This window comes from Wolbachia endosymbiont of Rhagoletis cingulata, from assembly GCF_048537655.1.
Lineage (GTDB): Bacteria > Pseudomonadota > Alphaproteobacteria > Rickettsiales > Anaplasmataceae > Wolbachia > Wolbachia pipientis.
The window spans coordinates 192,438-211,429 of record NZ_CP175927.1; the positions used below are offsets into that span (position 1 = coordinate 192,438).

Sequence of the window (18,992 nt, forward strand, 5' to 3'; positions counted from 1 at the left end):
ATTAAATATATTATACTAATAGTATCGTGTATTTATGTGAGGTGTAGTAATGAGTCAACATTTTAAGTTAACTGGTCAGGAGTTTTATGATAATAATGATCTGTTTAACGTACTAGAGATAAAAGCTGAACAAATTGTAGGTAAGGATTATCAAGCTCTTAGCAAGTTTCTGAAAAAACAATATAATAAATTGATACTTGTAAACCATCCTGACAAAGGTGGAGACAAAAATAGATTTGATCAGATTTATAAAGCTTATCAAGAGCTAAAAAAGTACATTGAACCTTTAGAGTCAGGAAATCCTTGTGTTAAAGTCAGTGTTGGTGCTGAAAGTGATGGGCGTTTAACGGCAAGAGAGTTTCACTATAGGAGAAGTTTGTTTAATAAGCTAAAAATAAGTTTAGAGGAAGATGCTGTAGGTAAAGATTTTGATGGATTGATTTCTATACTAAAAAGAAATGACTATTCGTTTAAAAAAGATCTAGAAAAATGCATGAAACTCCAAGCTCAAATAAATAGGATTTTGCAAAATCCAAATTTAGATAATTTTAAGAAGAGTGTAGAAAGTACAAAATTAATGAAAGAGCTATATCAATATATAACAAAGCCAAGCATACAATTATTCAATTATATTACTCCTCTAGAAGAAAAGAGAAGCCTAGTTAAAGAAGATAAGAAAGCATTAGCGTTGAAATTTATAGAGCGTAAAAATGCTCTACTGCTTGTCCCAAAAATAAGTCTTCTGCCTTTAGCTCTATTAACTACAGTTACTATAGGTTGCTATTTTTCATGGTGGATCATAGGATTTAATATCATTGCTGGTAATGCCTCTCATTTATTAGTAAATTATTATATGAAAAAGTATAAAAATTCAGAAATTTCCACTGATGAATTCATGAGTAAAATAAACTATATCACGCTAGGCAATAAGCTTCTTATCAACTATCCTTTAGCTGCTTTTTCTGTTTATCTACTTACAACAAATTTCATTGCTAATAGATTAACTGTTGGTGGAACCATACTTGGTTCACTATTGTTATTGGCAGTATTAATTGAAATGTTAGCTCCTGTTTTCTCAAAAGGCTGTGAAATATATGCTGAAAAGCACACAAAAGATTTACTAGAAGAGGATCCAAGAGATAGGGTACAAAAGGAAACTGACCTGTTAGGATGGTATGATCCACGAAAACTGTTAATGCCAATTGTTATGCCTCTTATTAAAAAGTGTTTTGCGGAAGTGGTAAGCGAATTTGCTGAGAGAAATTTTGATGAAGTGAACACTAATGTGTCTGATGTTAATACTGAAGGACTATCTAAGCCTCAAGGAATTGAATTTGCACAGTAACCAGTGTAGTATAGGCTTTTAGCTCTATGCATGGACTCAAAAAAAGTAGAATTGATATTTGAAAAGTTTCAAGAATCAAATTCTGCACCAAAAATAGAGCTAAATTATATCAATCATTATACGCTTCTGGTCGCAATAGTTTTATCAGCACGGACGACCGATGTAAGCGTTAACAAAATTACAAGAGAACTTTTTAATATCGCTGATACGCCAGAAAAAATGCTGAATCTTGGGCAAAACGAGCTAAAAAAACGTGTAAATAGTATCGGTTTATATAATTCCAAAGCAAAAAATATAATCGGGCTCAGCAAAATATTGATTGAGAGGTACAATAGCAAAGTGCCTACTGATTTCGATGATTTGGTGTCTTTGCCGGGAGTGGGAAGAAAGAGCGCTAATGTGTTCTTAAATTCGGGGCTTGGCATTCCAACATTGGCAGTTGATACTCACGTTTTTAGAGTGAGCAATAGAATTGGGCTTGTGAAAGAAAAAGATGTGTTTAAAACAGAGCAATCTCTTTTAAATGTGGTTCCCAAAAAATACCTGCTTTATGCTCATCATTGGCTAGTTTTGCATGGTAGATATGTTTGCAAAGCACAGAAACCTTCGTGTGAAACGTGCATAATTCATGATTTATGTGAATTTGAGTGCAAAAGGTATAAAGTCTAGTATTTCTTCTTTTGTCATCCAAGTAGCTATAGAAACGAAAAAACTTACTTGACACATTTTGCTGGAATGACACCAGTTGTTATTCAGACAACAGTTATGCAAGAGATCTGATTACATCTAAGCTAACAATGGACCACTAGATATATTACTAACTACGTTGACCTGATTCAATATTTTATTAGTGGGATTGAAATAATTTTCTATAAATTCCTTATATATAGCTGTTAACTTGTGTATATCGTTTACTGATACGCATTCGTTTATCTGATGTGCAGTTTTGTTGATTATACCAAATTCAATCACTGGACAAACATCTTTGATAAACGCAGCGTCAGATGTGCCACCACTTGTGCTAAGTATAGCATCAATGTTGGTAACCTTACTTATTGCATCAAGCATAATATCAGTATTTCTATCGGGAGTAGAGAGGAAAACGTCCCTGCTGCTATGCATAGAAAGTTTATAATCGTTAGTTACACTGGAGCATATTTCATCAATCAGCTTATATAAGCCACCCGGTGTTTGTTCATTGTTATATCGAATGTTAAAACGTGTAGTTGCTGAGCCAGGTATTAGATTGCTAGTATTATTTCCAACATCGATAGTAGTAACTTCGCAATGTGAAGGCTGAAAATATTTATTACCATGATCAAAAGTAGTATTTTTTACCTTACTCAATATCGATATTACCTTATATATTGGATTGTCTGCTAGGTCTGGGTAGGCAACGTGCCCTTGTTTTCCATGGCAAATTAATTCAAATGTTACAGAACCTCTTCTGCCTATTTTTATGGTATCACCTAATTTCTCACTACTGGTTGGTTCGCCAACCACACAAAAATCTATCTTTTTCTGCTTATTTTTCATCCATTCCAAAACTGCCTTTGTTCCATATTCTTCCATGCTTTCTTCAGCACTGGTAATCAATGCACTTATTGAACCATTAAATTGAAACTTCTCTGCAATCAAATTTACCATAGCAGCAATAAATGCAGCTACTCCGCTTTTCATATCAGCGGCCCCTCTTCCATATAGCATTCCATCCCTCACTTCTGGTTTAAATGGACCAAATGCCCAATCTTTTAACTGACCCGGTGGTACAACATCAACGTGCCCAGCAAAGCACAAATTTGGTACTCCATTTATATATTTCGCATAAAGATTTTTAACTTTATCACCAAATTCTAAAATCTCACAATCAAAGCCGCTCTTCTTGAAGATTGTTGCTATATACTCTATTGCCCCGCTGTCTTCTGGTGTTATACTCTCAAAAGAGATCAATTTCCTAGTTAGCTCTACAGGGTCAATTTTCATGTCAATCTTAAAATACTTATACTGCTATATTGTAAACACTCTATGCACTATTTAAAACAAATATTACATCAAACCGAACAAACTTTTCTAAGGGAAGTAATAACAGATTACCACCTTGCTGATGATATCTATGAAATATGCACACAACACGGAAATGACATCTTTCTAGTTGCAGATGAAAATACAGCAAAACTTTTAAACAAAAACGTATTTAATAAAATTTCTCATTTAATTATTCCAACCCCACCTGCCATTCCAGTGTCACGCGCTGGGATGACATCAAGTAGAGAAATGACACCAAGCAGAGCTGCCTCTCTTGAAACCGTAAATCTAGTGAGAAACAAAGTAAAAGACAGTGACTTAATAGTTGCATTTGGTAGCGGCACCGTTAACGATATCTGCAAATATGCAAGCTACCTCGAGAAAAAAGATTATATATCCTTTCCAACAGCCGCTTCTATGAATGGATATACATCCGCAAATGCTTCAATATTAGTAAATGGATATAAAAAATCGTTCAAAGCACATCTTCCAAGAGCAATATATATAGATATAGACATACTTGCCAATGCGCCACTGCGCCTCACATTAAGCGGATTTGCAGATTTCATTTGTCGTTCAACAGTTCAGGCTGACTGGCTACTATCTCATTTGTTGCTTAGCACAGAATACAATGAATTACCTTTTACACTTGTTCACGATTTGGAGCAAATTTTGCTAAGAGAATATACGGCGCTTACTAAAAGAAGTGGAAAAGAGGTCCTATTACTTATGGAAGTTCTACTAATTTCAGGACTTGGAATGGTGATGTCAAAAGGCAGCTATTCTGCAAGCCAAGGAGAGCATATGATAGCTCACGCAATGGAAATGGTAACAAAAGATTATTCCTCACTACATGGTGAAAAAATTGCTGTCACAACGATTACTATGGCTAATTTACAGGAAAAGATATTATCAATACAAAACCCGATTATCAAACCGACCACTTTAGATGTAAAACATATAACTCAGTACTTTGATAATATCGAATTTGTAAGAACTTTTGAACAGAAGCAAATTATGCAGCAAAAAATCCAAGAGATTATTTGTAAAGAATGGCATAATATTTCCAGTTTAATTAAGCAAAATTTACTACCTGCAAAACACCTGCAAAAAATATTTGAAGATCTATCAATTCCACACTTACCAGAGCACCTCAGTTGGAATAAAGAACAATATTGTAAAGTGGTCGATCTTGCGTTTACAACAAGAGATAGATTCACCTTTCTTGACTTAGCTAACTGCATAGAAGAAAGTTAAGTTTTGTAGTGAAATTCTGTCATTTAAAGAGATCATAGGCCAAAAGCTAAACCCTTTTCACAATCTCTTATCCATTGTCTCCTCACCTGAGTGGATATACAACTCATTCCAAGTAACTGACACTGGGTTTCACCAATAGCACTGCTTTGCTAAACATAGTTTAGTTCGAGTGGCTGAGGAGGGACTTGAACCCCCGACCAAGAGATTATGATCCTCCTGCTCTACCAACTGAGCTACTCAGCCTAATTAAAAACCTTATTATACACACGATCTATATGTTTCGTATAATACTTCAAATCAAACAAAGATTCAAGTTTTTCCGAGTTAATAACCTTAAGTAAGGGTTTATCTTGTTTCAATTCGGCCAGAAAATCACTGTTGTTTTGTTTCACTTTCATTGCATTGCTCTGAACAATTTTATACGCCTCTTCCCTCGCCAAACCACTATTTACTAACTCAAGCAATACACGCTGTGAGAAAACTAAACCTTTTGAAGAATTTAAGTTCTTTTCAATGTTTTCCTTATTGATCACCAATTTATCTATCAAATCTGTTAATCGCACTAAAGCAAAATCCATTGTTATACAAGCATCAGGAGCAATGCATCTTTCCACAGACGAGTGTGATATATCACGTTCGTGCCACAATGCAACATTTTCTAACGCAGGAAAAACATAACTGCGTATTAAACGTGAGAGTCCAGTCAGATTTTCACTTAAAATAGGATTACATTTGTGTGGCATAGCAGAGCTTCCCTTCTGCCCAGTGGAAAAATGCTCAGAAATTTCGCCGATTTCAGTTCTTTGCAAATGACGAATTTCAACAGCAACATTTTCTATTGAACTTGCAATTACTCCCAAAACTGAAAAGAACATGGCATGTCTATCACGAGGAATGATTTGAGATGATATGGTTTCAGGTATGAGTCCCATTTCTTTCGCTACATATTCTTCAACAAACGGATCAACATTTGCAAAATTGCCTACTGCACCTGATATTTTACAAATTGAGATCTCTTTTTGCGCGCTAATTAATCTCTGATAATTGCGTTTAAATTCAGCATAAAATCTGGCAAATTTTATTCCAAGAGTTGTTGGTTCTGCATGCATTCCGTGACTGCGTCCAACACAAACAATATCTTTATAGTCCTCAGCTTTTTTTTTCAATGCTGCAAGTAAATTTTTTAGATTCTCGAGCAAAATATCACAGGACTCTTTCAGTTGCACCGCAAGGCATGTATCCAAAACATCAGAACTTGTCATTCCATAATGAAGATAACGAACATCAACTCCCGCTTTTTTAGCAATATATGTCAGAAAAGCTATAACATCATGTTTTACAATGGATTCAATTTCGTTGATACATTCAACATCAAATTCAATAGCACCAGAGAGGTTCTCAGCAATATTATTCGGAATCACTCCTAACTTTGCTTGAGCTTCACACGCTAATTTTTCTATTTTAAGCCATATATTAAATTTATTATTTTCCTCCCAAATGGAAGACATTTCTTTTCTGCTATAGCGGGGAATCATTTTTGATTTATTCCAATAATGGTGTCATTCCAGTGCGTGACACTGGAATCCAGATATAAAAGTATTTGCAAATTATTCAATGGACAACGGATTCTAGAAGCATAAAATAATGTCCATGATGAAATAAACTGGATCCCAGTGTCACGCACTGGGATGACATGAGGGAAGCACTGGGATGACACCAGCTTAGCCATGGCAGAAATTTCTTTACGGCTATAGCGTGGGATCATTTTTGATTTACTCCAATAATGGTGTCATTCCAGTGCGTGACACTGGAATCCAGGTATAAAAGTATTTGCAAATTATTCAATGGACAACGGATTCTAGAAGCATAAAATAATGTCCATGATGAAATAAACTGGATCCCAGTGTCACGCACTGGGATGACATGAGGGAAGCACTGGGATGACACCAGCTTAGCCATGGCAGACATTTCTTTACGACTATAACAAGGGATCATCTTTGATCAGCTATCATCACCATCAGTAGCTTCTTTATTCGCATCTTGCTCTGCCTCTTGTTGCTCAGACTTCTGATTTTGCAATTTTACTTGCCTTAGCTCATTTGCATCTGTTTCGGATTTCACGACGTATATAGTAATTGGTACTACTACTTCACTATGTAATTCTACGTTTACTTGGTATTCACCCAAGTTTTTGATGCTTACTCCACCAAAAGATAAACTACGGTGATCTATCACATGTCCTTCTTGTAGTAAAATTTTCGCAATTTCACGTGTTGTTACAGAACCAAAAATTTTACCATCCTCTGAAGCTTGCTTTATTAATACCACAAACTTATCATGTAGTGACAACGCAAGCTCTTTTGCTACATTTAATCTTTTTATATTCTCTTCTTCCAGTAATAAACGTTGCTCCTCTAGCTTTGTTAAATTTTCCTTGGTAGCTTTCACCGCTTTTCTTTGTGGAAAAAGAAAATTACGTGCATAACCTGGTTTAACTTTGACAACTTCACCAAGCTTACCTAAAGTCCTTATATTTTCCTTTAAAATTATCAACATAAATTACCTAAACTTTTTTAGTACAGTAAGGAATAAGAGCTAAAAAACGTGCCCTTATGATCGCTAAGCGTAACTTCCTTTGTTTTTTTGCACATACGCCTGTTAATCTTCTAGGTAATATCCTACCATAGTCAGAGGTAAACTTGGATAATAAATCTATATTCTTATAATCTATGTCTTCATCTTTAGACGCAGCAAGAGGGCAAACTTTAGAACGCCTAAAGCCAGTCCTATTATTTACAGATACGTAAGAATTATTAAAACTATTTCGTCTTTTCATCATTATGCGCTTTGCTCCTCAATTTGTTTATTCATCATATGAGATTTACCTTCAAAAATTTTATCAACCTGCACAGGAAAGTGGCGAATAACGTTCTCATTAAGTTTCATTCTACGCATAAATTCATCCAGAATGCTTGCAGTAGAACTTATGCACATTATACAATAATGACCGCTCTTCATTTTATTTTTGTGATATGCAAAATCCAAAAGACCCCAATGTTCATACTTGATTAATCCTGATGCTTCAATGTTTTTCAAAAGCATTTCCAACGCTTTGCTCGATTGAGTTGGACCGTTTATTCTAAAATCTTTCAAAATATCTTGAAAAATCTTTATTAGATGTTCTGAAATATTTCTCTTCAAAGCATTTACTGCGTTATGGATAAACGCACTTTTAGTACTGCCTCCTAGAAATTTTGTAAAATCTTGCGTTATTCCTAAATCTTTTAGGTCATCTTTCAACTCTTTATCGATTTTTGACTTCACTTCTTTCAAATTTGAAAGATCTTCTTCTAATTCAACCCATAAAATTTTTGTAAGATCTTCCAAGAAATCAGAGTAAGCAACTAGACTTTCTTTAATGTCCTCAGCACGCACTTCTAACTCTTGTTTTGTAAGCTTGTCATTTCCTTTTTTCAGAATATCCCTGATTTGCTGGAACATAATATCTGCTTTAATATTTTTCAATGAAACAGCTAGCTCTTGGACCATCTCCTCTACTTCTTGCTGTAACAATCCTTGTTGTGCTATAAAAGTAAATTCATAAAGATTCACTATATCTTCCTTTAATACCGATTAAATACTTCATTATATAAAGCTTTTTTATATAAGCAAGTTATTTGTATTAATTTCTACGCCTTTAATCCAGCTTAAATTAGATATTTCATAAATTACTTGAGGAGCAATTGAGTATGCACCTGGTAATAAGATGCTCACTTTATGTTTTTCGAGAAGAAGTTTTAGCATTATTTTGGTTCTGCCTTCATCTTTCAATATTGTGTTTAATTCCATAGCGGCTTTTTGCGAATCCGTGCACTCAGTGGTGAGAACTAATTCTTTTATTGTAGAAGTGACTCTTTTTGTAAACTCAGATATATCCTTGCCTGCTAATCTTGTTGTATTTTCCGAAGCTTCAAGATCAATTATCACAAATGTTCCTGGTGAAAATAAATCTCTTTTTTCTTCTATTATTTCATTATTATAGAATGCTATTTCAGAAACGTTATGGGGATCAGAAAGTGTGAGGATAACAAACCTTCCACGCTCTGAAGTTCTCATACGTGCATTTAATATTACCCCAGCAGTTTTTGCTGTTCTATTTTCTCCGATAAACCCAATATTTAACTTTTCCAGAAGAGTTCTAAATTTTTCAAGCGGATGATTAGTTAAATAAAATCCTAGTGAAAATAACTCATGTTCTAATTTTTCCTCTTCATCAAAATCTTCCACATTCTCAAGTTTCGGTTTGAGGACATCAAGACTACCAAACAAAGCAGCTTGACTTGATTCTCTATCCTGTTTGTTTTTATTTGCAAAGTAAATCAGCGTGTCCATTGACTCATATAGCTGCTTTCTGTTCTTATGCACGCTATCGAATGCTCCGGATTTAATCAGGCTTTCTAGCGCTCTCTTATTTATTATATGACCTGAATTTTGAATGAATTCCCATATGTCCTTACAAGCGCTTGAACGTACGTTCACTATTCCTTCCGCTATAGAAAAACCAACATTCCTCAAGGCAGCAATACCATAACGTATGCGTTCATCCTCTATTGAGAATTCAGCTTGAGACTTGTTTATATCAGGTGAAAGAACGGTAACGCCACTAAACTTTGCTGCATGATAAAATAAATTCAGTTTATCTCTATCATCAATATTCAGATTCATTAGTGCTGTAAAAAATTCTAATGGATAATTAGCTTTAAGGTAAGCCGTTTGATAAGATATCACCGCATATGCTGCAGCATGAGATTTATTGAACCCATAACCAGCAAATTTTGCAACAAGGTCAAAGATATAACTTGCCCTGTCGTAATCAACGCCATTCTTCGTTGCCCCTTGGATGAAAAGTTCACGTTGTTTATCCATCTCTTCCTTGATTTTCTTACCCATAGCACGTCTCAGCAAATCTGCTTCCGCTAAGCTATACCCGGAAAGAATACGGGCTATTTCCATCACTTGTTCTTGGTAAATTATTACCCCAAATGTCTCTTTTAATACTTCCTCAAGTAACGGATGAATATAATCTGGCTTTTCAAGTCCGTGTTTTCTTGCAACATAAGTTGGAATGTTATCCATAGGTCCTGGACGATAAAGGGAAATTAAAGCGATAATATCTTCAATGCAGTCCGGTTTTAGTTTAATTAAAGCTTCTCTCATTCCCGAACTTTCAAGCTGAAACACTCCAATTGAATCACCGCTTGAGAGTATCTCATAGGTTTTTTGGTCATTTAAAGGAACTGAAGAAATATCAATCTTTTTTCCATCACGATTAATTAAACGACATACATGATCTATTAGCGTTAGCGTACCAAGCCCAAGAAAATCAAATTTTATTAGCCCAGCTTTCTCCACATATTTCATGCTGTATTGAGTGATTGGCAAAGCCGAATTTGGATCATAGTACACAGGAACAAAATTTTCCAACTTTTGATCACATATTACAATTCCAGCAGCATGAGTTGAAACGTGACGATATATTCCTTCGAGCCTTAGCGATATATCAAGAAGCTTTGCAATTACCTCATCACTATCCCGCTCTTTCTGCAGGTTTTGATCAAACTCTATCGCTTGTGATAAAGTTACAGGATTTACTGGATTAAATGGAACCATTTTAGATATTTTATCCACTTGAGAGTAAGGCATTTGCAATACTCTACCAACATCACGCAATACTGCCCTTGCCTGCAATTTACCAAAAGTGATTATTTGAGCAACATAACCGTACTTTTTCTGAACATAATCAATAACCAGGTCCCTTTTCTCTTGGCAGAAATCGATATCAAAGTCAGGCATCGATACACGATCAGGATTCAAAAATCTTTCAAATATTAGGCCAAACTTTATTGGATCAAGGTCTGTAATCTGCAAGCCCCAAGCAACAATTGATCCAGCACCAGAGCCTCTTCCTGGACCAACTGGAATGCCATTTGCTTTGCTCCAACGAATGAAATCAGAAACTATCAAAAAGTAGCCAGCGTAGTTCATCGAAGTTATCACACTCAGTTCGTAATTCAGCCGATCGTAGTATTGTTTAAGGTCTATGTCTGTCTCATTCGCAATACGGAATTCTAATCCTGCAACTGCCTGCTCCCTCAGTTCTTCATTCTCAGTTTTATTTTCTCGACAAGGAAATTTAGGCAAAATAGGCTGCCTGCTTCTTGGCATGTAAGAGCACCGCTTAGCTATCACTAAAGTGTTATGAATTGCTTCGGGAATGTCGCTGAACAGCTCCTCCATTTCTGCCACAGACTTGAAGTAATGCTCGGTAGTTAACTTCTTTCTGTTATTCTCCAGGGCATAACTCCCCTCCGATATACACGTTAATATATCATAAGCCTCATAGTCAGACCTATTTGGAAAAAACACATCGTTCGTTGCAACTAGTGGTATATTGCGCTGATAAGCAAAGTCTATCAAAGCTTCTTCAAGCTCTAGCTCTTTATTCAGCCCATGACGCTGCAATTCAACATATAAATGACCATTAAATGCTGAAAGCAGTTTTTCAACCGTTTCTTTATCTTGCCCCAACAATAGTTGAGCCAAACATCCACCGGTTAAAGCGATCAGACCCGTACTTAAATTCAATAGCTCATCAAAATCAACGTAAGGAATATCGCTGTTATTCTTGCGCTTTCTAAAAGACTCACTCACCAAAGTGACTAAATTAGTGTACCCTTGCTCATTTTTTGCAAGCAATAATATAGGTAAATTTTGTTCTGAATGTTTAACTATAATATTGCATCCTATTATTAGCTGTATTCCCCTACTTGCCGCATATTCTGCAAATTCAAGTGAGCCAAACAAGTTACCTGAATCAGTAATTGCAACCGCTGGCATTTTATTTCGCAAACAAAGGCCGATCAGCTCCTCAATTTTAACCGAGCTTTCAAGCAGCGAATAAACACTATGAACACGCAAGTGTATGAACATAAAAAACTTTAGATCAACAAAAAAGGATAACATTAATTTACTCATGAGAACATAATTTTCATGAGAACAAAAGCCTATAAAATTCTAAAATTAAAATACAAAAACTTACTTGACAAACTCCGCCAGCTCCCTTATCATGATAGTGAAGCTATTGTATTTGCTTTCGCCAATCTGCAGATTAAAAGGTAAGGATTACTTAATGTATCGGCGTCTTATGTTCAATTTTTTGCAGTATATAGATACTGTATGTCTTTACAAAACTTCATCTACATCTAGATTTTTATCTAAATAAGCTGAACGCGCTTATAAAGCGTTACAAGACATCAAAAAATGCCAATACTCGACAGAGATAGTAAAAGACTAGCTAACTCGGGGATTCTTTGTCTTTTTTTCTGCTTAGTAAATTTCTTAAACATTTGCAGCGTAAGTTAGTTGCAATTAAAAGCGGCTGAATCTCGCTTGTCAAGCGTTTAAAACATAAAAAACGCCAATATTTTAAAGCGGATAATAACCACGGGGCTTCTTTTGCCTTTTTTTTCATTTGGTAAATTTCTTAATGTTTATGGCTAAACGACAACCGTCATCCCGCTGCTTGTTAGCGGGATCTCTTGTTAGCGGCTGAGATACCGCGAATGAATCGCGGTATGACGTAGATTGCTGTCATTCCAGTGCTCCTTTTTTTGTCATCCCAGTGTCTGGGCACTGGGATAACAAGAAAGAGGCTACTTGGATGACACCCTGACAACCGTCATCCCGCTACTTGTTAGCGGGATCTCTTGTTAGCGGCTAAGAGATACCGCGAATGAATCGCGGTATGACGTAGGGATTGCATTAGCTATAATTCTTTAGTTTTCACTTTTCTTTTAACCTTGCAATGATATTTTCTTTGCCGATAAAAATTAATAGTTTAGCGAGCTCTGGTCCTGTTTCTGTTCCTGTTAAAGCTGAACGCAACTGCGTAAATAGGTTTTTTGCCTTTATATCCACTGTTTGTCGAATAGTTTTGACCCATTCTGACAACGTGTTTTCATTACAATCACCTTGGGGCAATGCATTGAACGCAATTTTTATAAGCTCCTTATCAAGAATCACAGGCTCTATATCAGATTTGCATATTTTCCACCACTTGGCCACCTCAGAAAACCTTTCTATATTGTTCCTTATAAAATACCAAAACTCTGAGGAGCCCACTCCAATTTGATTTAAACGGTCTTGCACCATTTCAAATAGCATTTGTTGCAGCACTTTGCTATTTAGCTTATACATTTCACTCAAGCTGAATTGTGCAGATGCTGAGCTAAATTTTTTAATGTCAAATGAATCAATCAAAGATTGCATACAGGCGCAAGCTTCAATTGGATTGGATGTTCCAAGCTTCACTAAATAACTAACTAGTGCCATCGGTTCAATTTCATCTTCTTTTATAGATTTGATATCCAGCCCGCCTTTCCGTTTCGATATCTTGCTATCATCAAAATGTAGCAAAGGCAGGTGAGCAAATGTAGGGATTTTCGCTTTTAATGCTTTAATCATTTGGATTTGCACTGCGGTATTAGTTACATGATCTTCCCCGCGTACAATATGAGTTACATTAAAGTCAACATCATCAGTAACAGAAGGTAACATGTATGTGTAAATTCCATCTTCTCTTTTTACCACAGGGTCGCTGACGCTACTGGTTGCAATATTTATTTCACCTTTAACTTCATCATTCCATTTTACAACTTCATTTCTATCCAATTTAAATCTAAAATGTGGTCTTCGTCCTTCTTGCTCATAACGAATTTTCTCTTGCTCAGTTAGAAGTAACGCGCTTCTGTCATATACCGGGGGAAATCCTTGTTTTAACTGCAATTTTCGTTTAATGTCTAACTCTTCTCTTGTTTCATAGCATGCATAAATATGCCCTTCTTTTATTAACTGCAAAAACACCTCATTGTAACGCTCAAAGCGCTCTGATTGCTTAAAACTTGCATCCCAATCTATGCCAATCCATTTTAGGTCTTCTATGATATCATTTATATATTTGACATCTGAACGCTGAAGGTCAGTATCATCAAAACGGAGTAAAAATTTTCCGTTTTGATTGCGTGTGTACATCCAACAAACCAAGGCAGTTCGTACGTTTCCTACGTGGAGGTAGCCAGTTGGGCTTGGAGCGAATCTTGTTAGCATTTAAATAGCAATATTGTTTACTCTAATTTATTTTAATTTTATATAAATATATGGCTAGAGCAAGCGAGATCTGCTAATACAATTGAGCAAGAGAAGAATAAGTATGGCTATAGCATTGTGGCACCTTTGATATTTGATGGATTAAGACCATATGATAAATTCAAGAAAATTCACAGCTTGACGACAAAGGCTAATGTAGCATTATATTGGTATCATGACTAACTTAGAAAAGATGAGAGAAAAACTGCAAGATCAAATAAATTATCATAATGTTTTGTATCACCAAAAAAATAAGCCAGAAATAAGTGATGCTGAATATGATGAACTGAAGAAAAAGTTAGCTGAAATAGAGCCAGAAATTTATGCAACACAAGATAGTGTTGGTGCTTCACCTGATGAGAGGTTTTCTAAGGTGGAACATCAAGAACCTATGCTTTCCCTTGAGAATGCTTATGATGAACAAGGTGTAGAGAAATTTTTGTCTAAAATAAAGAGGTTTTTAATTGAGGACAAAATAGAGATATTATGTGAACCAAAAATTGATGGGTTGTCGTTTTCTGCAATTTATGAGGATGGAAGATTTGTTAAAGCTGCAACTCGAGGTGATGGTTTTGTAGGGGAAGATGTCACTCACAATGTCGCAACAATAAAAGGCTTTCCTAAGTTTTTGCAAGGTGTGCAAGGAAGACTAGAAGTAAGAGGTGAAATATACATCAGTAACAGCGACTTTTTAAAGTTAAATGAAAACGATGAATTTGCCAATCCTCGAAATGCAGCCGCTGGTTCTCTAAAGCAATTGGATGCAAACATTACAGCAAGCAGACCTCTTAGATATTTTGCTTATTCTTTGATTGGTGGAGCAGAGAAAAGTCAAAGTGAGGTACTAAATAAGCTTGAGGCACTTGGTTTTTGCGTAAATGAGCATCAGTCCTTAACGAGTAGTTTAGATGGAATGCTGAAGTTCTATAATGAAGTCTATAACTGTCGCTATAACTTGGATTATGATATTGATGGAATAGTCTATAAAGTAAATGATTTGGTACTACAAAATCGTCTAGGGAATACTCACAAAGCACCGCGCTCAGCACTTGCATACAAGTTTTCTGCGGTTTATGCAAAAACAAAGTTAAACAAGATATTTATACAGGTGGGCAGAACAGGGGTTTTAACTCCAGTTGCAGATTTAGTGCCAGTCAATGTTGGTGGGGTGCTAGTTAGTAGAGCAAGTCTGCATAACCAAGATGAGATAAAACGTAAAGACATAAGAGAGGGAGATATTGTAACAATCAAAAGGGCAGGTGATGTAATTCCCCAGATCGTTGAAGTAAGCAGAGATTCTCGTCTTCCAAATACACCTGAATTTGTGTTTCCTGAAGTATGCCCTGAATGTGGTAGTAAAGTACGTCAGGTTGAGGGAGAGGCAGCAGTAAGATGTCCTGAGGAATTTGCCTGTAAAGCTCAAATGATAGAAAAACTAAAGCATTTTGTATCGAAAGATGCATTTGACATTGTTGGCCTTGGTGATAAGCAGATAGAGTTTTTTTACGACCTTGGTCTGATAAAACAAATCCATGATATTTTTACTTTAGAAGAAAGATTGGATGAATTTAATCTGGAAGAACAGTCTGGTTGGGGCGAGAAATCTATAGCTAATTTGTTAAATTCTATACAAAGCAGAAGGGTAATAACTCTAGATAGGTTTATATTTTCTTTAGGTATTAGATTTATTGGCCAAGTTGCAGCAGAATTGCTTGCAGATTATTATGTTTCTTATAATAACTGGTATAATTCGATGATTGAACTGTCATTAGATAATACTGAGCTAGTAGGTATAGATGGCATAGGAAAAAAAGGGGCTGAATCTTTGGAATCATTTTTTTCTAAGGAACATAACATCAAAATGTTAAATGATCTTACTGCTTGTCTTCAAATTCTTCCTGTGAGCTCCAACTCTAGTAACTCTGTTTTAAATAATAAAATTATAGTGTTTACTGGTAAGCTACTTGCTATGAGTAGAGGAGAGGCAAAAGTAAGAGCCAAAACTCTGGGAGCAAAGGTCAGCTCACATCTTTCTGCTAAAACTGACTACCTAATTGCAGGAGAAAAACCAGGATCCAAATATAAAAAGGCAGTGGAATTAGGTGTAGAAATTTTAGATGAAGACCAGTGGCATAAAGTGATAAGTTTGGGAGTGTTCAAATGAAACTTGGATTGTATATTAAATCAAAGTTGCAAGACTATTTAGAGAGTAGCCAATTCTTTCCATCCAAGAATCATTTTATTGACTTGCCTCAATTTTTCAACAGAAGGCAAGTCTTCTGTGCTGAGCGGTAGGCGGACAGTTTGATGTTCTATGAGCCCAATATCATGCAAAAGTGCTTTAGTGGGTATTGGGTTGCTGGCAATAAATAGGGCTTCGCAAGCCTGTTGCCAGATATCTGCCTGAGGGTTCCTGCCATTGAGGCACTTCTTAACATATTCATGTGCTACATATGGCCAAACATTGGAAGCAACGGAAACCAGGCCAGCCGCACCATAAGCGGCCATATCGGATATCATATTATCATCTCCACAAAAGACCTCAATATTTGGTGCAACTTTCTTATACTGAGCTAAAGTATCAACAGTGCCACTTGAATCTTTGATAGCCCAAAATTTTTTGTGGCTGGATAAGTTGCGTACAGTTTCAGCGTGAAGATTTATTCCTGCTCTTGATGGAATATTGTAAAACATAACCGGCACATGTGCTTTCTCAAGCAGCTTTTCAAACCATAAAGTCTGCCCCATAATTCCGGGCTTTGCATAAATGGGAGTTGTCATTAGATAGCCATGAATAGGCATACCCTTGCAAAAATCAAGCCATTCAAGAGTCTGATATAGATTCACTCCTGGTACGCCAATTATAATTTTCGTATTTAATTTTAGCTTACATACGAATTCAACTAATGTACGCTTTTCAGAATCAGTAAGCGATAGGCTCTCACCTGTGCTACCCAGCAACACTACGCCATTTTCAGCTTTAACTTGCATTGTCAGTAAACGCTGCAAACTGCTATAATCTATACTATCTCCATTGCAATTAAAAGGAGTAACACAAGCAGTCCATAAAAATGTAGATTTCAATTTAAATTGTTAAAATGGTATTTCATCGTCGAGTAGTTCATCTTTTATATCGTTGTCAAAACTTTCGTGTTTATCTTTTTGTTCTGTTTCACCTTGTTTGTATTCACTTGGCTTGTAATCAGAATTTGGCGCACTATTTCGTGAATCCAAGAGAGTAAGAGCGCTATTAAAATTATATAGAACCACCTCTGTTGTGTATCTTTCACCACCGTTTTGGTCAGTCCATTTTCTAGTTCTCAAAGAACCTTCAACATAAACTTTACTGCCTTTACGTGCAAAATCTTTGACGATTTTTACTAATCCTTCACTAAAAATTACGATATTATGCCACTCTGTCTTTTCAGAGCGCATACCGGAAAGTTTGTCAGTCCAACTTTCAGACGTGGCTATTGAAAAACTTGCCATTTCTTTTCCATTTTGTGTAGTCCTAATTTCAGGATCTTTTCCTAAATTACCAACTAGTATGACTTTGTTTATGGTACCACCAGACATAATTATGCTCTAAATAAATCCTTTTATTATCTTATGTGAAAATACTATTGTCAAATTTAATTAAAAGTGCGCTTGGAGGGATTCGAACCCACGGCCTTTGCCTCCGGAGGGCAACGCTCTATCCAACTGAGCTACAAGCGCATATATATTTAAGTTATTTAATAGATAAGCCATCCAAGTCAAATTTTTGTTTTGGATAAAGCGTAAACATAATACTCCCATATCCAAAATATACATTTTGAGAATCATTCGCATGCTTTTTTATTGCTTTTTGATCTACGGTCCATACAAAAGTTACATAATTTTCAGTGACTGAGTGCACTTTTAAATCCTTAGTATTTATAAACAGTTTTCCATTTACCCATATTTTCCATGTATCGGGAGAAAGATATAAAATTGAGTCTAAACTCACTACCTTACCGTTGAAATTATCTGATACCTCCTCTTTTGCAGCTCTTGAAGATCGTAAATTGAACTTTTCCATTTCATTGACCATTCTATTAACTGGCTCTTCATCAAAAAAAATGCTTTTTACGTTACTATATTGTGACAAAACGTCAAAGTCACTTTCCACTGCTTCTCTTATTATATCGTCCCGATCTGTATAGCTTAGTTTTTGATTGTTGATAAAGAAACACTCTTTTGCACGCAAATTTGCTATATCAATAAAATCGTCGATTTCTTGATTGCCAACTTTAAGAATACTTTCAAAATATCTTTTTTCTATCATCATTCCATACTGAGAATGATGACAAACCATTTCATCATTACCTTGTTTTTCTATATATACGCATAAATTTCCACTATTTAATCCTAATATTTTATGCTCAATAAAATCTTCATTGCCAATATATTGTCGGCAAGAATACTCCTTACAAATTTCTATGCTTTCTATGATATCTTCACAACTGCAATATGCATTAACATTGGAAATGAGTAGCGTAAAAATAAAAAACAGCTTTATGTTCATCACCTTATCTACTTAATATAGTATACCAATCAAAGACTATATTAGCTCTCACTATCTCTATCATATTACCATTCAAAATCTGATTCATAGTTGCAGCATCAATATTTCTCTGCTTATTTAAAATAAGAGATTTGATCATAACATAACCTGGCAGACTTGGAATAGACTGTAGAAATAAAAAAATATGCTTATCGCTGATTGAGCTTAAATTTAGGATCACTTCACTTTTTATTACTTTTGTGCGTTCACTTTTGTTGTGGAGCTCAACTTCTTCGGGTATAGAAATTGATATTTCAGGTTCTAATATATAGTACTTTTTATATAACTTGCTAAGCTCGAAATTTAAATTTGCAATGTATCTGCTACTATGTAAATTTGAAGAGGAAATTTTTTTCCATAAATCTAGGTTTTTATTTAGAACAACTTCCTTTTTTTGAATTCCAGTAATCTGTAAATTAATAGAACGTATTTTATCAATCGCAATTTGGTTTTTATTATAAATCTTTTCGTTATAGATAACAACATATGTTAATAACCCTATTAATCCAACAGATAATAACAAATACGATATAAACTGAATTGTAGCTTTTCTTTTTAATTGAGAGATAGTCATTA

17 protein-coding genes and 2 tRNA genes are annotated in these 18,992 nt (G+C 35.4%); 4 read left to right on the forward strand and 15 right to left on the reverse strand.

The genetic code is table 11. The features are described 5' to 3' along the window. Positions 1-49: 49 nt before the first annotated feature. Complete coding sequence (locus tag ACJZL3_RS00880; protein ID WP_208571620.1) at positions 50-1,345, forward strand: molecular chaperone DnaJ; 1,296 nt, start codon at positions 50-52, stop codon at positions 1,343-1,345. 30 nt (positions 1,346-1,375) lie between these two features. Next, positions 1,376-2,014, forward strand: a complete 639-nt coding sequence (gene nth / locus ACJZL3_RS00885; protein ID WP_010082499.1) for an endonuclease III — start codon at positions 1,376-1,378, stop codon at positions 2,012-2,014. Positions 2,015-2,131: 117 nt separating this feature from the next. Here the strand turns inward: nth and dapE are convergent, their stop codons facing one another. Then, positions 2,132-3,328 (reverse strand): succinyl-diaminopimelate desuccinylase, encoded by a 1,197-nt coding sequence (gene dapE / locus ACJZL3_RS00890; protein WP_010082500.1) that lies wholly within the window; start codon positions 3,326-3,328, stop codon positions 2,132-2,134. A 42-nt stretch (positions 3,329-3,370) separates the two neighbouring features. On the opposite strand from dapE, the gene ACJZL3_RS00895 reads away from it, so the two are divergent. Then, entirely contained in the window at positions 3,371-4,627 is a 1,257-nt protein-coding gene (locus ACJZL3_RS00895; protein WP_010082501.1) for an iron-containing alcohol dehydrogenase, read from the forward strand. Between the two features lie 170 nt (positions 4,628-4,797). Here ACJZL3_RS00895 and ACJZL3_RS00900 read toward each other — a convergent pair. The 9 genes from ACJZL3_RS00900 to gltX all read right to left on the reverse strand — a co-directional run bounded on the left by ACJZL3_RS00900 (position 4,798) and on the right by gltX (position 13,792). Then, positions 4,798-4,870 (reverse strand) — tRNA-Met (locus tag ACJZL3_RS00900). Then, on the reverse strand, positions 4,870-6,162 hold the full coding sequence (purB, locus tag ACJZL3_RS00905) for an adenylosuccinate lyase (protein ID WP_010962833.1): 1,293 nt from the start codon (positions 6,160-6,162) through the stop codon (positions 4,870-4,872). The genes ACJZL3_RS00900 and purB overlap by 1 nt, the downstream gene beginning before the upstream one ends. Then, positions 6,159-6,392, reverse strand: coding sequence for a hypothetical protein (locus ACJZL3_RS00910; RefSeq protein ID WP_138344574.1), 234 nt, complete (start codon positions 6,390-6,392; stop codon positions 6,159-6,161). Before ACJZL3_RS00910 ends, purB begins: the two co-directional genes overlap by 4 nt. Further along, positions 6,389-6,595, reverse strand: a complete 207-nt coding sequence (locus tag ACJZL3_RS00915; protein ID WP_244226838.1) for a hypothetical protein — start codon at positions 6,593-6,595, stop codon at positions 6,389-6,391. Before ACJZL3_RS00915 ends, ACJZL3_RS00910 begins: the two co-directional genes overlap by 4 nt. A gap of 33 nt (positions 6,596-6,628) precedes the next feature. Continuing rightward, positions 6,629-7,183, reverse strand: a complete 555-nt coding sequence (gene rplI / locus ACJZL3_RS00920; RefSeq protein WP_006279792.1) for a 50S ribosomal protein L9 — start codon at positions 7,181-7,183, stop codon at positions 6,629-6,631. Between the two features lie 7 nt (positions 7,184-7,190). Then, positions 7,191-7,466 carry a 30S ribosomal protein S18 gene (gene rpsR, locus ACJZL3_RS00925; RefSeq protein WP_007548890.1) on the reverse strand — a complete coding sequence of 92 codons (276 nt, stop codon included), beginning with the start codon at positions 7,464-7,466 and terminating at the stop codon, positions 7,191-7,193. After that, the gene (locus tag ACJZL3_RS00930; RefSeq protein ID WP_010082465.1) at positions 7,466-8,239 is read right to left on the reverse strand and encodes a 30S ribosomal protein S6; all 774 of its coding nucleotides are present in this window, start codon (positions 8,237-8,239) and stop codon (positions 7,466-7,468) included. The genes rpsR and ACJZL3_RS00930 overlap by 1 nt, the downstream gene beginning before the upstream one ends. Positions 8,240-8,287: 48 nt before the next feature. After that, a complete protein-coding gene (gene dnaE, locus ACJZL3_RS00935; RefSeq protein ID WP_182282684.1) occupies positions 8,288-11,617 on the reverse strand; it encodes a DNA polymerase III subunit alpha in 3,330 nt (1,109 codons plus the stop codon). 852 nt (positions 11,618-12,469) lie between these two features. Beyond that, entirely contained in the window at positions 12,470-13,792 is a 1,323-nt protein-coding gene (gene gltX / locus ACJZL3_RS00940; RefSeq protein ID WP_010962828.1) for a glutamate--tRNA ligase, read from the reverse strand. A 214-nt stretch (positions 13,793-14,006) separates the two neighbouring features. Here gltX and ligA point away from each other — a divergent pair, with 214 nt between their 5' ends. Next, a complete protein-coding gene (ligA, locus tag ACJZL3_RS00945; protein ID WP_182282646.1) occupies positions 14,007-15,995 on the forward strand; it encodes an NAD-dependent DNA ligase LigA in 1,989 nt (662 codons plus the stop codon). Between the two features lie 38 nt (positions 15,996-16,033). On the opposite strand, the gene dapA is transcribed toward ligA, so the two are convergent. The 5 genes from dapA to ACJZL3_RS00970 all read right to left on the reverse strand — a co-directional run bounded on the left by dapA (position 16,034) and on the right by ACJZL3_RS00970 (position 18,990). Continuing rightward, positions 16,034-16,915 carry a 4-hydroxy-tetrahydrodipicolinate synthase gene (gene dapA / locus ACJZL3_RS00950; RefSeq protein ID WP_419198816.1) on the reverse strand — a complete coding sequence of 294 codons (882 nt, stop codon included), beginning with the start codon at positions 16,913-16,915 and terminating at the stop codon, positions 16,034-16,036. 9 nt (positions 16,916-16,924) lie between these two features. Then, positions 16,925-17,407 carry a single-stranded DNA-binding protein gene (ssb, locus tag ACJZL3_RS00955; RefSeq protein WP_010082448.1) on the reverse strand — a complete coding sequence of 161 codons (483 nt, stop codon included), beginning with the start codon at positions 17,405-17,407 and terminating at the stop codon, positions 16,925-16,927. Between the two features lie 67 nt (positions 17,408-17,474). Next, positions 17,475-17,548: transfer RNA gene (locus ACJZL3_RS00960), tRNA-Arg, on the reverse strand. Positions 17,549-17,561: 13 nt separating this feature from the next. Next, on the reverse strand, positions 17,562-18,377 hold the full coding sequence (locus ACJZL3_RS00965; protein ID WP_010082449.1) for a hypothetical protein: 816 nt from the start codon (positions 18,375-18,377) through the stop codon (positions 17,562-17,564). Between the two features lie 4 nt (positions 18,378-18,381). Next, complete coding sequence (locus ACJZL3_RS00970; RefSeq protein WP_419198817.1) at positions 18,382-18,990, reverse strand: hypothetical protein; 609 nt, start codon at positions 18,988-18,990, stop codon at positions 18,382-18,384. Positions 18,991-18,992 lie beyond the last annotated feature (2 nt).

What these genes read in the sequence shown, in the direction of transcription:
- ACJZL3_RS00880 (WP_208571620.1), top strand. Translation starts at nt 50, where the DNA reads ATGAGTCAACATTTTAAGTTAACTGGTCAGGAGTTTTATGATAATAAT.
- nth (WP_010082499.1), top strand. Translation starts at nt 1,376, where the DNA reads ATGGACTCAAAAAAAGTAGAATTGATATTTGAAAAGTTTCAAGAATCA.
- dapE (WP_010082500.1), bottom strand. Translation starts at nt 3,328, where the DNA reads ATGAAAATTGACCCTGTAGAGCTAACTAGGAAATTGATCTCTTTTGAG.
- ACJZL3_RS00895 (WP_010082501.1), top strand. Translation starts at nt 3,371, where the DNA reads ATGCACTATTTAAAACAAATATTACATCAAACCGAACAAACTTTTCTA.
- purB (WP_010962833.1), bottom strand. Translation starts at nt 6,162, where the DNA reads ATGATTCCCCGCTATAGCAGAAAAGAAATGTCTTCCATTTGGGAGGAA.
- ACJZL3_RS00910 (WP_138344574.1), bottom strand. Translation starts at nt 6,392, where the DNA reads ATGATCCCACGCTATAGCCGTAAAGAAATTTCTGCCATGGCTAAGCTG.
- ACJZL3_RS00915 (WP_244226838.1), bottom strand. Translation starts at nt 6,595, where the DNA reads ATGTCTGCCATGGCTAAGCTGGTGTCATCCCAGTGCTTCCCTCATGTC.
- rplI (WP_006279792.1), bottom strand. Translation starts at nt 7,183, where the DNA reads ATGTTGATAATTTTAAAGGAAAATATAAGGACTTTAGGTAAGCTTGGT.
- rpsR (WP_007548890.1), bottom strand. Translation starts at nt 7,466, where the DNA reads ATGATGAAAAGACGAAATAGTTTTAATAATTCTTACGTATCTGTAAAT.
- dnaE (WP_182282684.1), bottom strand. Translation starts at nt 11,617, where the DNA reads ATGTTCATACACTTGCGTGTTCATAGTGTTTATTCGCTGCTTGAAAGC.
- gltX (WP_010962828.1), bottom strand. Translation starts at nt 13,792, where the DNA reads ATGCTAACAAGATTCGCTCCAAGCCCAACTGGCTACCTCCACGTAGGA.
- ligA (WP_182282646.1), top strand. Translation starts at nt 14,007, where the DNA reads ATGACTAACTTAGAAAAGATGAGAGAAAAACTGCAAGATCAAATAAAT.
- ssb (WP_010082448.1), bottom strand. Translation starts at nt 17,407, where the DNA reads ATGTCTGGTGGTACCATAAACAAAGTCATACTAGTTGGTAATTTAGGA.
- ACJZL3_RS00965 (WP_010082449.1), bottom strand. Translation starts at nt 18,377, where the DNA reads ATGAACATAAAGCTGTTTTTTATTTTTACGCTACTCATTTCCAATGTT.
- ACJZL3_RS00970 (WP_419198817.1), bottom strand. Translation starts at nt 18,990, where the DNA reads ATGACTATCTCTCAATTAAAAAGAAAAGCTACAATTCAGTTTATATCG.